Origin of the sequence: Francisella hispaniensis FSC454, from assembly GCF_001885235.1 — a bacterium.
Classification (GTDB): domain Bacteria; phylum Pseudomonadota; class Gammaproteobacteria; order Francisellales; family Francisellaceae; genus Francisella; species Francisella hispaniensis.
In genome coordinates this window covers 689,574-703,698 of record NZ_CP018093.1, presented here as the reverse complement: position 1 = coordinate 703,698, position 14,125 = coordinate 689,574, and the positions used below count along the sequence as shown (strand labels likewise).

Genomic DNA, 14,125 nt, shown 5'->3' with positions numbered 1-14,125 from the left:
TACCATTAGCTACAACTACTTATAGCGTATTGAATCCATTTTTTATGGCGTTTTTCGTCTTTTAGTCCTTTTTTCAAAGGCTCAATTGCATCAACCCATTTATCTTTATATTTATTTATTCTCTCATAAGCTGTATTAGTATCTTGTTCATTTGTATTCATGGCCTTAAGTACATTAATATCATTTCCCATTATATCAGATATAACCACTTTAGCTTTGGTTAGCCATTGTTTCATACTAGGTTTTTCTACTTTTTTCTCTCCATGTGCATCCAAGACAGCATTCAATTCACTTATATGTCTTTCGTGGTCTTTTTTAAATTGCTGTAAACGATTTCTATAATTTATATTTTCTAACCTATTAATAGCTGTCTTGTATGCTTCTACCGCATCAAAATCCAACTCTACCAATTCTCGAACTGCCTTAGCAAATTCTGCTTGAGTACCAACTAAAGTAGCCATATTTTTCCCCTATATTTTTAAAAAATGTGTTACATTGGTAGTACTTATACTAGTAATCCATATGCATATAGTCAATAAATTTAACGGTAAATATTAAATGTTATTTAAAATAAAGATTAATTAATAACCATAAAAATTAAAATAGAAACAAATAAACTATTAATAATAATTAAGAAAAAGGCTTTCATTAAAAGACTTAAACGCTCTCTAGCAAAATGTTATATCTACTAATTTCATAGATTATTTAGCTATATTATTTATGTTGGTTGAGATATATCTATTTTGTTGAGCCATAAACAAAAAAGCCCTAATTAATTTAGGTGCTATTGATTAGAGCTTATAGCTAAATCAATATATTTTAGTTATAATATTTTCTATTTGTAACGATGACTTATTCTTTAGATTTCCGTCAAAAAGTACTATCGGTAAAAGAGTCAGAAAATTTAACGTTTGAAGCCGCAGCAAGCAGATTTTGCATAGGTAAGAATACGCTATATCTGTGGAGTAAAGAAGTAAGGCCTAAGCAAGGTAAATCAAGACCAGATATAAAATTAGATAAATCTAAGTTATTACAAGATATTAAAGATCGTCCTGATGCTTACTAGTATGAACGAGCTGAAAAGTTTGGTGTAAGCCAAAGTTGTATATACTACGCTTTAAAAAAACTTAATATAACATATAAAAAAAGACTTATACTCACCCTAAAGCAGATCCTATTAAGCAAACTGAATTCCAATAGAAGTTAGAAACTTATATCTGTATGGGCAAGAATATAGTTTATGGTGATGAAAGTGGCTTTGCATTATGCCTAGGACACATGGTTATACACCTAAAGGACAAAAGTGTTATGGCGTTAAAGACTTTGGTAATAAAAATAGAACAAATGCAATTGGTGCTTTATATAATGGTAATTTAATGTGTGTAGATTTATTCAACTGTAATATCGATACAAGCTTATATACTCAATGGATTAAAGATGAACTATTAGATCAGTTGCCTGACAATTGCGTTTATATTATTGATAATGCTAGGTTCCATAAAGAAAGTGAAATTAGACCATTATTAGAAGCTAGAGGACATATACTGAATTAGTCTAGATATAATGTGACACTAGTCTTGCAAGAGACTAAGTTACCTGTTTTGATAAGATTGAAGAAAAACAAATCAAAACAAAGAGGTAACTTATGTTAGATACTAACGATAAACTCATAAAAAACAAAGTAGGTTTACTAAACTTAGCACAAGAGTTAGGAAACATATCAAGAGCCTGTAAAGTAATGGGCTTCTCAAGAGAAACATTACAAAAGAAAATATAAGTGTTATTTTTATACTACTCTTAAAATAGCTATAGATTATAAATATTAAAGATATAAAGATTCTATTATAAAATCAAAGTAAAAATATAAAATTTCTATAAAATACTTTTTAAAATCTCTTTTGTACCAGCAGCATACCTTGCTTAAGCTGATAATGTTGTTCCAGATGTATATGGAGTCATACCATTATAGATACCATCCAAGAAAGTGTGACTATAGCCTATCGAGTTTTGCATCCAAAATATACTTAACTTTGGAAAAAGCAGTCACAGGGTATTTATAAGTTTTTTGTTCGAAGTTGATCAAACAAGCACAAATTAGATTCATGGCACTATCTGGATTAGGAAAAGAGTTTCTAATTTTGTGAACCAAACATCTTTGAAATAGACTGTAATTGCTGTTTAACTACATCTGATAAACCTGATAAGCCATCAGCGATAACCATTAAGCATTTTTCTAGTCCTCGAGACTTTATCTTCTAAAACCTCACACCAGCCAGAAGCTGCTTCTTGTGGAATGTTAAGCTTGAAGTATTTGTTAATTTCTTGAGCCAGTCTTTGATAGTAACCATTGGCTTTATTGCCTTCTGATGTTGAAAGAAATTTGCTTCTTTCAGCATTCATTATTGTTTCAAATACAAGTTTAACTATATTTTCTACAGCATTACCTTTGTCATAATGTAATACATCTTGTATATTTTTTTGTAGTTGTGAGTTAATATCTTTCATTAGCTAGTCCTTTATCTTTTTTTCAACTTTAGTATAAAGTCGACTAGCTACAGACACAATTTAATGGATACTACCCAAATCATTAATAAATGCGATAATTTAGTTATATATGATTTATACCGACTTAAGATAAAGTTGTGATATTAAAATATTTTAACGACAAAAAAGCCCTATATTAATTTAGGGCTTATTGATTCGTGCTTATTATGTAAGACTTTGAATGGAAAAAGATGGCGACTACCTACTTTCACCTGGGCAATGCCAGACTATCATCGGCGTTTTGTAGTTTCACTTCTGAGTTCGGAATGGGATCAGGTGGTTCCTACAAGCTATCATCGCCAAAACTGTGTTTTGGGGTTATAAAGATATTTAACAATTCAGCATAGAAATAGACTTAAGTCTCTCGGATCATTAGTACTGGTAAGCTTCATACATTGCTGTACTTCCACACCCAGCCTATCAACGTCGTAGTCTCCAACGTTCCTTACTGATTTTCATCAGAGAGATCTAATCTTGAAGGAGGCTTCACGCTTAGATGCTTTCAGCGTTTATCCCGTCCGAACGTAGCTACCCGGCAATGCTTCTGGCGAAACAACCGGAACACCAGTGGTTCGTTCACTCCGGTCCTCTCGTACTAGGAGCAACTCTTCTCAAATCTCTAACGCCCACGGCAGATAGGGACCGAACTGTCTCACGACGTTCTGAACCCAGCTCGCGTACCACTTTAAATGGCGAACAGCCATACCCTTGGGACCTGCTTCAGCCCCAGGATGTGATGAGCCGACATCGAGGTGCCAAACTCCTCCGTCGATATGAACTCTTGGGAGGAATCAGCCTGTTATCCCCGGAGTACCTTTTATCCGTTGAGCGATGGCCCTTCCATTCGGGACCACCGGATCACTAAGACCTACTTTTCGTACCTGCTCGAGCCGTCACTCTCGCAGTCAAGCGCACTTTTGCCTTTATACTCTTGGCACGATTTCCGACCGTACCGAGTGCACCTTCGTACTCCTCCGTTACTCTTTAGGAGGAGACCGCCCCAGTCAAACTACCCACCATACACTGTCCTCGAATCTCTCCTGAGTTAGAACTTCAAATATTCAAGGGTGGTATTTCAAGGTCGACTCCACAACTACTGGCGTAGCTGCTTCATAGTCTCCCACCTATCCTACACATAAATATTCAAAGTCCAGTGCAAAGCTGTAGTAAAGGTTCACGGGGTCTTTCCGTCTAACCGCGGGTACACTGCATCTTCACAGCGATTTCAATTTCACTGAGCCTCTGGTGGAGACAGTGTGGCCATCGTTACGCCATTCGTGCAGGTCGGAACTTACCCGACAAGGAATTTCGCTACCTTAGGACCGTTATAGTTACGGCCGCCGTTTACTGGGGCTTCGATCCAGAGCTTCGCTTGCGCTAACCCCTTCAATTAACCTTCCAGCACCGGGCAGGCGTCACACCCTATACTTCATCTTACGATTTCGCAGAGTGCTGTGTTTTTGATAAACAGTCGCAGCCACCTGGTATTTGCAACCCCCAACAGCTCAAAGAGCAAGTCTCATCACCATCAAGGGCACACCTTCTTCCAAAGTTACGGTGTCATTTTGCCTAGTTCCTTCCACCAGAGTTATCTCATAGCCTTAGTATTCTCTACCTACCCACCAGTGTCGGTTTACAGTACGGTCGCTTATACAATATACTTAGAAGCTTTTCCTGGAAGCATGGTATCAATAGCTTCGTCAAACAAGTTTGACTTCGTCTCGTATCTCAGATTAACAAGATGCCGGATTTGCCTAGCACCTCTACCTACATACTTTCACCTGGACAACCATTCGCCAGGCCTACCTAACCTTCTCCGTCCCTCCTTCGTTCATATAAGCGGCACAGGAATATTAACCTGTTTCCCATCGACTTCACTCTTCAGCTACGCCTTAGGGGCCGGCTTACCCTACGTTGATTAACATTGCGTAGGAATCCTTGGGTTTTCGGCCAATAAGAATCTCACTTATTTTACGTTACTCATGTCAGCATTCGCACTTCTGATACCTCCAGCAAACTTCTCAATTCACCTTCATCGGCTTACAGAACGCTCCCCTACCAATATACTAAATATATTCCGCAACTTCGGTGCATAGCTTAGCCCCGTTAAATCTTACGTGCAGGCCGACTCGACCAGTGAGCTATTACGCTTTCTTTAAAGGGTGGCTGCTTCTAAGCCAACCTCCTGGCTGTCTGGGCCTTCCCACTTCGTTTCCCACTTAGCTATGACTTTGGGACCTTAGTTGGCGGTCTGGGCTGTTTCCCTTTCCACTGCGGACCTTAGCACCCGCAGTGTGTCTCCCGTGATCGAACTTCATCGTATTCTGAGTTTGCATCGAGTCAGTAAGGTCGTAAAACCCCCATTGTCGAAACAGTGCTTTACCCCAATGAGTTATACACGAGGCACTACCTAAATAGTTTTCGGGGAGAACCAGCTATCTCCGTGCTTGATTAGCCTTTCACTCCGATCCACAGCTCATCCCATACTTTTGCAACAGTATTGGGTTCGGTCCTCCAATTAGTACTACCTAATCTTCAACCTGGCCATGGATAGATCGCGCCGGTTTCGGGTCTACTCCTAGCGACTAGTCGCCCTATTAAAACTCGCTTTCGCTACGGATCCCTTATTCAGTTATCCTCGCCACTAAAAGTAACTCGCTGACCCATTATACAAAAGGTACGCAGTCACATGACTAAATCATGCTCCTACTGCTTGTATGCAAGCGGTTTCAGATTCTATTTCACTCCCTTTATAAGGGTTCTTTTCACCTTTCCCTCACGGTACTAGTTCACTATCGGTCATTCAGGAGTATTTAGCCTTGGAGGATGGTCCCCCATGTTCAGACAAGGTTCCACGTGCCCCGTCCTACTTGTTCGTATGCTTAGTTCCATCTTGATTATTTCGTATACGGGACTATCACCCTCTATCGTCAAGCTTCCCAACTTGTTCTACTATAATTAAGACTATATCATACCAGGCTCTTCCCACTTCGCTCGCCACTACTACGGGAATCTCAATTGATTTCTCTTCCTAAGGGTACTTAGATGTTTCAGTTCCCCTCGTTCGCTCTACACTCTATATCGAGTGAGTACCTAACTTGTGTCAGGTGGGTTCCCCCATTCGGAAATCTCCGGGTCATAGCTCATTTACCAGCTAACCGAAGCTTATCGCAGATTATCACGTCCTTCATCGCCTCTGAATGCCAAGGCATCCACCGCTTGCACTTATTTTCTTAAGTCTATTTCTATACTAAATTGTTAAATATCTCTATCTTCATGTAAATAAAATATTGGTGGAGCCAAGCGGGATCGAACCGCTGACCCCCTGCGTGCAAAGCAGGTGCTCTCCCAGCTGAGCTATGGCCCCAACTAAACCTAAAATGGTGGGTCTGAGTAGACTTGAACTACCGACCTCACCCTTATCAGGGGTGCGCTCTAACCAACTGAGCTACAGACCCGTATTCTATTCACACTAAAATACATTACCTACAAACACTATGCTAAATCACTTGAACAGCAGTTAAAGCTTATTTCTTATTCTTTCGTATTTCCGTTAAGGAGGTGATCCAGCCGCAGGTTCCCCTACGGCTACCTTGTTACGACTTCACCCCAGTCATGAATCACTCCGTGGTAAACGCCCATTCGTTAAGCTATCTACTTCTGGAGCAACCCACTCCCATGGTGTGACGGGCGGTGTGTACAAGACCCGGGAACGTATTCACCGCAGTATTCTGACCTGCGATTACTAGCGATTCCGACTTCATGCAGTCGAGTTGCAGACTGCAATCCGGACTAAGAGTACCTTTTTGAGTTTCGCTCCAGCTCGCACCTTCGCAGCCCTCTGTAATACCCATTGTAGCACGTGTGTAGCCCTGGTCGTAAGGGCCATGATGACTTGACGTCGTCCCCACCTTCCTCCGCCTTGTCAGCGGCAGTCTCAATAGAGTACCCAACTTAATGATGGTAACTATCAATAGGGGTTGCGCTCGTTGCGGGACTTAACCCAACATTTCACAACACGAGCTGACGACAGCCGTGCAGCACCTGTCACTGCGTTCCCGAAGGCACCAATCTATCTCTAGAAAGTTCGCAGGATGTCAAGACCAGGTAAGGTTCTTCGCGTTGCATCGAATTAAACCACATGCTCCACCGCTTGTGCGGGTCCCCGTCAATTCCTTTGAGTTTTAGCCTTGCGGCCGTAGTCCCCAGGCGGAGTACTTATCGCGTTAGCTGCGCCACTAGAGCCTTTACACCGACTCCAACAGCTAGTACTCATCGTTTACAGCGTGGACTACCAGGGTATCTAATCCTGTTTGATCCCCACGCTTTCGTCCCTCAGTGTCAGTATCGGTCCAGAATGTTGCCTTCGCCATTGGTGTTCCTTCTGATCTCTACGCATTTCACCGCTACACCAGAAATTCCCCATTCCTCTACCGTACTCTAGTTTGCCAGTATCAAATGCAGTTCCAAGGTTGAGCCCTGGGCTTTCACATCTGACTTAACAAACCACCTACAGACCCTTTACGCCCAGTAATTCCGATTAACGCTTGCACCCCCGTATTACCGCGGCTGCTGGCACGGAGTTAGCCGGTGCTTATTCTTTGGGTAACGTCCTTCCTCAAGGCTATTAACCTTAAGGCTTTCCTCCCCAACTAAAGTGCTTTACAACCCTAAGGCCTTCTTCACACACATGGCATTGCTGGATCAGGGTTGCCCCCATTGTCCAATATTCCCCACTGCTGCCTCCCGTAGGAGTTTGGGCCGTGTCTCAGTCCCAATGTGGCTGATCATCCTCTCAAATCAGCTATGGATCGTAGCCTTGGTGGGCCCTTACCCCACCAACTAGCTAATCCAACGCAGGCTCATCCATCTGCGACAGCCCGAAAGCCACCTTTAATCCACAGATATTATGCGGTATTAACAGTCGTTTCCAACTGGTATCCCCCTCAAATGGGCAGATTCCTACGCGTTACTCACCCGTCCGCCACTCGTCAGCATCCGAAGACCTGTTACCGTTCGACTTGCATGTGTTAAGCATGCCACCAGCGTTCAATCTGAGCCAGGATCAAACTCTTCAGTTTAATTCTCAAATTCTGACTCTAACTACTGATTACTCAAATTCTTTAACAAAGTGTTTGTATATAATATATCTCTTAAATACCTTAGAAACCTTAGCTTCAAACCGCTAACATCACTCGTCAGCCGGTGAAGACATATAATACACATCACTCATCAACAACGCAAGTACTTTTTTAAAAAAAATTAAACTTTTTGCAACTTTTTTAAAACTTTTTCTATCTTCCTTAACTTTCTACATAATCATCTACAAAATCAATACTGAAATAACTCATACCAATACTCTTTTTGCAACTGTATGGTCAAGGTAATTAGCTGTAAACATATAGTCAATAAATAAGTGCTTCTGTAAAATGACTTTAGTTATGTTCTAATTGAATAGATAATGATAACACTAAAAGATATAACTGACTTAAATTTACAAGAGCTAATTAGTCAATTAACTTCTGAAGTTATAAATGGCAATACAACCTCTTCTTCTGCCAAATTTGCTTGTGAAATTAATAGCTGCATTATCGATTACAATATATCTGATATTGAGATTATCAACACTCAACTAAAAAATACAAAAATATTCTATAGAAAAGGTCTTATATCTAAGCTTGATTATAAAAAATATAAAAAATATTGCTTAATATCTAGATTTAAAAGTAATATAGATCAGTTTACCTTATACTTTTCGACAAATTACAAAGACCCTCAAAACTTAAAAATCGTAATTGAAGAATTACAACATTCATGCTCATCAAAATTAATTCTTGAACTTCCTCATGATTACATAAGAAAAATTGATAGCTTAATGAGTATTATAGATAACGCCATACAAAGATCGAGTGATTTTAACAAAACGATTTCAGAAAAATTAAATAAGCTTAAGAGCACTCTTTCACAATATATCGCATACAATGATGTAGTACAAAAACAAGAAATTACAATAAATATAAAGCCTATTGATAAAAATTTTGAACTTGAAGATTTAAGTTTTGTATCTACGAACAATAAGCAATATTTCAAGCACAACTCTATTACACTTAAAAATTTACATATTGAAGAATTAGAAGTATGTGAAAATATCTACGGAATAAATGGCTACTTAACTTTTGATTTGGCTTATATAAATAATCATAAAGACTTTGATTTTTTATTAAATCCAAATCAACCAATTTTGATTGACATTCAGATTAAAGATAGCTTCAATTTCTACAAAAAAGAATCTAAAAAAGATCATCATAAAAGATCAACTCGTTTTCTAGTCATCGGATTTAATTCAAACAATCTAAATATACATGAAAGTTTTGAATACAGTATATATTCGTATAGTAAAAATGTTTCTTCAGGAGTAAAAAAATTTAAAATACAATTCTATGATCCTTTAAAAGCACTCTGGACAAAACATCAACCATCTTATATAGCTTTAAATAAAAGCTTGGATGACATCTTCAAAGAGAATTTTTTCTTTGATAACTTAGTTTCTTTAGATACCAACAAAAGTAACAACTTAAAAATACGAATACCACAAACATTTATTTCAACAATTAATCGAAGTTTTTATGATTTTTTTATTGAGCAACTCCAACATAATAAATGCTACTTAAAATATTTCTGTGATAAGAAGAGCGCTAAAGTAAGCTATTATATTATTGACCAAGTAGATAATGCCTTACAAAAGAATATTGCAAATTCAGATGAAGATTTAAAGAACAAACTATCTCCTTATGATATAGGCTGCTTCAAAAAACAAATTCTAATCTCAAATAAGTCAAACTTTTATGTTAAGGAAAAAAATATATGTCCTGATGTTACTTTAAATGCTCAAAGAAAGGATGATCGAAAGATTTCAGATACATTAATAAAACCATTCTCATCGATATTCAAGGATAACTTACAAGCTGTGCAATATATACAAAGTAATAATGATGATAAACAAAAAATTATTACTACAGGTTTTGAGATATTACTGACATCAAGAAATACTCTTCCCTTCTTAGATACTGAAATTACTCTTTCTAAACTAGAAAATGATCAAAACTATCTTTTAGGCGCAACAGATATAAAAACCTTATATATAAGTCAAAGAAAGCTATTATTTAAAAGAAGTAAATACTGCTCTAAACAACTATATGAAAACTTACATAATTTTCACTATAAAAGTGATTCTGAATCAGACGTATATGAAAAAATTGCTTTTATTAAATGCCCTAATCTGACACATGACAACTTAATAACTTATACAATTAAAGATTATAGTAATCTAACTCCTGAATATCCTAAATATAAAATTTTTAATAAATTTTATATTAATGGTAGAATAACAATTGGAGAAAATGTTAATAATGACTCCAAAAAAGCTTATAAGTTCTTTAAAAATTATAAGCCAGAAGAAAGCTCAATCGCGGAATTTCAAGAAAATGGAGAAAAAGGTACTTCAGCTATACTAAATAGTAAGGCTGATATCTTATACGCAATAGAAATTGCCAAGGAAATGTTATCTGATAAATCATCAGATAAGCCAATCATATACTTACCTCTAAAAGTGAACATAAATTCTGCTAATAATCAATTTATACCATTGAGAAATGACGATATTATCTTAATCGAAATACAGTCTTTTATCAAAGGTGAAATTATTGAGTTAATTTCAAACTCTGCGATATCAACAAAGAAAGCTCAGCAGCAACTACTACAACGACAACTTCTTGGATCTAAACAAAATTGTGAAATAGCATACACTCAAACTAGTGATGGTGAGACATTCTCACTAACGCAACTTAATGAAAACAATCAGAATTTTTTTTTAATAAATGATAAAAAAGGTATTTTTCTAAGATATAAATCAAAAGGAAATTAAAGATATGAATTTTATAAAAAATCATCAGATATTAATAATTTCACTAACTATAATAATAATTGTTTTATTAGTTTTTGGTATTTTTATCATTAGAAAATGGTTTAAAGCATTGAGAAACTCTAACAAAAAATCCAACTCAAAAATCATAAAAGATGCAAAGACGCTGATTAAAAAAAATAAAATAAGAAATAACTTAAGTGAATTGTATATTTTCTATGGAGACTATTTAGCCGCTAAAGATTATATAGCAAAGGTAAAACCTCAAGCTCAAATTATTGATAGTAATGAATTGCCTTTAATAGCTATTGATAAAAACAACACCTCTCTTGTATTTTCAAATAACGAGATTTCACACTTATATAGATTTAAAAAGAGGCTAAACCTACAATTTTATAAGCTTAATTTTTGTTTCGACATATCTGATGATCACTACCATGAAATCATCAAGATTGATGAAGTCTATAAAGAACTATCAAAATTAAGATTAAAAAACTTTATCATATCTTTTTACACCTCATCTGAACATACTGAAAGCTATAATAATGCAATTGGTAAAAAATCAATATTTAAACTAACTTCTGATGAAGATATAAATCATAAAGCTGAAGAAGCAATACTATCAAAAATTCTTGGTTCTAAAGATGATGTTAATGATAAATATAATAATGTTAAGATATTAAATCAAATACGAAGATTACTAAAGAACATTTATCCACAACTACAGTCCATAAATAAAGAAATATTCTTTAATTTTGGACTAAACATCCCAGATAATATTATAGCAAATAAAGATACAATATTTTTTAGCACCTCGCCAAAAGGCATTATTATAAACCTAATATCTTTATTATTTAGTTTTATATTTATCACCAATATTTTTCAAGAAATTAGTATCAAAGAAAAAATTTCTGAACATGAACTAAGCCAATTACATCAAAGTGACTCTCATAAATTAATAAAAGAAGCTAGAAAAAAAATCGATAATGCTATACTTCTAGATACTTTATATCCAAATTCGATAAAATATCATTTTATATACGAACAATATGCTAATACTCTTCTAAAAAATGCAATTTTGCCAAAATATAATGAAACATATGACCTATCAATGATTACATCATTCTTGATATTTTTTGAATACTTAAATAACAAAGATATAAACCAAAATACAGATCGAATACTTAAAATAATAAGTAGCATCACAAGCCTATCTGAAAAGCAGTTAGAGATAGTGATCAAAAATACAAGTACTAGTATAAAAACTCAAATCATTAATTCAGCTATCGACAGGGCAAATAAACTCTACACAAATCGTTTAATAGTTATAGGCGAAGATTCTGAAAGTTACTTAAGTACTCAAGGATTCAATGCTGAATACTTAGGAATCTCAAATTCTAAAAGAGCTAAGATCATAAATGATATTTATATAAAATACTTATATAAATGCGCTACAGATAATGCAATTTTAGATTTAAATGATAAGTACATAATACCGATAGAAGTAAATAATATCTTCACTCTGTATCAAGAACAGTTTGACACATCATCCAAGAAACTATGCAACTCATCATATATTAACTCTATAACGAAAAGCGTCTCTTTAATACTTAATCAAGAGGAAAATAAAAGAGAATTTGAAAGCTTTAGTGATATGTTAGATCATATCTATTATTTAGTAAAATCATTAGAAAAAAATGCTAAAGATGTTGCAGATGATGGTAAAGAGCAAACTAGCACGATAACAGTATCGCTTATAAATTATGTTATAAATAGTGTTGTTAATCCTACTTATAACAAAGATGAGCTCCCACTAATAAATCCAGTAAGCAAAAAACTGTATATGGAATTTGCTCCTAATTTTTATAGCAAAAAAATTCTTATTTCCCCAATATATTCAAAAGAATATATTAAAGATAATATAGATCCCATAGATAAAAAGTTTAATAGACTCCTCAATAATTTAAAGAGTAACTTCAATATAGAGCCTGACTTTATGATTGCTATCTATAAAAGCTCTATAAATAACTATAATCAAAAATATATCGAATCCTATAATAAAATGATTGATAGCCTTAATAATGACTCTGAATTTAACAAAAATATATCTAGCAAGAATACTCTCAATTTATATTTACTTGCAATGTCATCAAAAGACTCATCTTTTAATAGTCTAATAGAATTTTATAGCACAAATACAGATCTAATAACTAATCAATCTGAAGCAAGTCCATCTAAAAAGATAAATAAGCTTCATCAATTTTATGGAGAAATAACTAAATTAAATAAACCAAACAATACTAATGATCAAAGTAATAAGTCATTATGGACTCCTATAGATAATTATTTTAAAGAAAACGATAAATATCTTGAGTCTAAGAGTTATGCAGACTATAAAAATATATTCAAACAATTAAATAATCTAATTAGAGAAGAAGGCTATTCAAGTACATATAAAAATATCAAACAAGGATATAAACCTCTACAAAAAGTTTACTCCGAGCTTTCTAAGATAAATAACCCAGATAATAATAACTTATATAAACTGTTGAAGAAACATCTTGATATTGCAATCGATGTTATAAAAACTATCGCCATACAAGATGCTATAACTAAACTAAATAATACTGTCAACATTGAATATGAATACATAAATAATCAATTCCCATTTAATAAAGATAGTAACTCTATTGCAACAAATGAAGCTATCACAAAAGATTTTGATAACAATGGTTATATATACTCTAGATTTATCGAACATCTATCTCCACTACTTTCTTATGATAAGATTGATGATAGATGGGAAAGCGAAGATTTTTCAAAACCTGAACAAATAGACTATCTAAATAAATTCAATAAAGTATATCTTTTAAATAAGCTACTATGGGATGGTAAAAGAAACCCTAAAGCTATAAAATTTGATATAACTCCTATACCAAACAAAGATAATGATTATACATTTTTTAGCATAATCCTCAATAAGCAAAACTACGTAAACTCATTAAACATAAAATATTCAGATAGTATTGAAGTTTTTTATAACTGGAATTCACTTGAGTCAACAACTATTACCATAAAATTTGAGGATGGTAGTAATGAGCAAATAAGCTACCAAGGCAAATGGTCTATATTAAAAGCAATTAAAGACGCAAATTGTGATCAAAACAATATTTGTACCTGGGTAATCAAACACAAAGGTAAAAGTTATCCTGTAAGCTTCAAAATAGAATCAAAATTCTTGCAAGTATTAGGTTGGCAAAAACAAGGAGATACTAATGCACAATAACTTATTAAAAAATATTTCATTAATTCTAGTTATCCTAGGACTGAATAGTTGTGCAAGTGATGGTTTGTATATCAACAATAATGTTCCTAAGACAAAAATAGTTCTAGAATGTAAACCTGATAAAAGTATTTTCTACTCAGATAATTATCAATCTATTTCTCAAAGAATATATGATGATAATGTAAAAGTGTTGAATCTTAAAACTGGAGAGAATGAATTTGCATTAGATAAAAATATTAAAGATTACGCCTTATATTTTATACTCCCTGAAAATAAAAAAACTGAAAACTGGAAATACATAATAAACTCGGATTCTGTAAATAAATTTACTATAAAAAATGATAGTAGCATAGAAAAAGATTAAGGGGATATTC

At 34.4% G+C, this 14,125-nt stretch carries 6 protein-coding genes, 2 tRNA genes, 3 rRNA genes and 2 pseudogenes; 6 read left to right on the top strand and 7 right to left on the bottom strand.

The window, feature by feature from the left end; genetic code table 11:
* Positions 1-5 precede the first annotated feature (5 nt).
* Positions 6-461, bottom strand: coding sequence for a DUF892 family protein (locus FSC454_RS03435; RefSeq protein ID WP_071794777.1), 456 nt, complete (start codon positions 459-461; stop codon positions 6-8).
* Positions 462-847: 386 nt separating this feature from the next.
* Here FSC454_RS03435 and FSC454_RS09955 point away from each other — a divergent pair.
* From FSC454_RS09955 to FSC454_RS09645, 3 genes and pseudogenes are all read left to right on the top strand, one after another.
* Positions 848-1,207, top strand: a pseudogene (locus tag FSC454_RS09955) (IS630 transposase-related protein).
* Positions 1,208-1,265: 58 nt separating this feature from the next.
* The gene (locus tag FSC454_RS03425; RefSeq protein WP_066046450.1) at positions 1,266-1,553 is read left to right on the top strand and encodes a transposase; all 288 of its coding nucleotides are present in this window, start codon (positions 1,266-1,268) and stop codon (positions 1,551-1,553) included.
* 92 nt (positions 1,554-1,645) lie between these two features.
* Positions 1,646-1,768 (top strand): annotated as a pseudogene (locus FSC454_RS09645) (helix-turn-helix domain-containing protein); the annotation flags it as partial.
* Positions 1,769-2,208: 440 nt separating this feature from the next.
* Here FSC454_RS09645 and FSC454_RS03420 read toward each other — a convergent pair.
* The 6 genes from FSC454_RS03420 to FSC454_RS03395 form a co-directional block, all read right to left on the bottom strand.
* On the bottom strand, positions 2,209-2,505 hold the full coding sequence (locus FSC454_RS03420) for a hypothetical protein (protein WP_066046449.1): 297 nt from the start codon (positions 2,503-2,505) through the stop codon (positions 2,209-2,211).
* 228 nt (positions 2,506-2,733) lie between these two features.
* Positions 2,734-2,848: ribosomal RNA gene (gene rrf, locus FSC454_RS03415) — 5S ribosomal RNA — on the bottom strand.
* Positions 2,849-2,895: 47 nt separating this feature from the next.
* A 23S ribosomal RNA gene (locus FSC454_RS03410) occupies positions 2,896-5,783 on the bottom strand.
* Between the two features lie 52 nt (positions 5,784-5,835).
* Positions 5,836-5,911, bottom strand: a tRNA-Ala gene (locus FSC454_RS03405).
* A 14-nt stretch (positions 5,912-5,925) separates the two neighbouring features.
* Positions 5,926-6,002: transfer RNA gene (locus FSC454_RS03400), tRNA-Ile, on the bottom strand.
* A gap of 96 nt (positions 6,003-6,098) precedes the next feature.
* Positions 6,099-7,625, bottom strand: a 16S ribosomal RNA gene (locus FSC454_RS03395).
* Together the 16S, 23S and 5S rRNA genes with 2 tRNA genes alongside form the textbook arrangement of a ribosomal RNA operon.
* A 380-nt stretch (positions 7,626-8,005) precedes the next feature.
* Here FSC454_RS03395 and FSC454_RS03390 point away from each other — a divergent pair.
* Genes FSC454_RS03390 through iglE form a run of 3 tightly spaced genes read left to right on the top strand, consistent with a single transcriptional unit; the run spans position 8,006 to position 14,115 of the window.
* Positions 8,006-10,468 (top strand): pathogenicity determinant protein PdpA1, encoded by a 2,463-nt coding sequence (locus tag FSC454_RS03390; protein WP_066046688.1) that lies wholly within the window; start codon positions 8,006-8,008, stop codon positions 10,466-10,468.
* A 4-nt stretch (positions 10,469-10,472) separates the two neighbouring features.
* Positions 10,473-13,751, top strand: a complete 3,279-nt coding sequence (locus tag FSC454_RS03385; RefSeq protein WP_071794776.1) for a hypothetical protein — start codon at positions 10,473-10,475, stop codon at positions 13,749-13,751.
* Positions 13,741-14,115, top strand: a complete 375-nt coding sequence (gene iglE / locus FSC454_RS03380; protein WP_066046885.1) for a type VI secretion system lipoprotein IglE — start codon at positions 13,741-13,743, stop codon at positions 14,113-14,115. The genes FSC454_RS03385 and iglE overlap by 11 nt, the downstream gene beginning before the upstream one ends.
* The last annotated feature ends 10 nt before the right edge of the window (positions 14,116-14,125 follow it).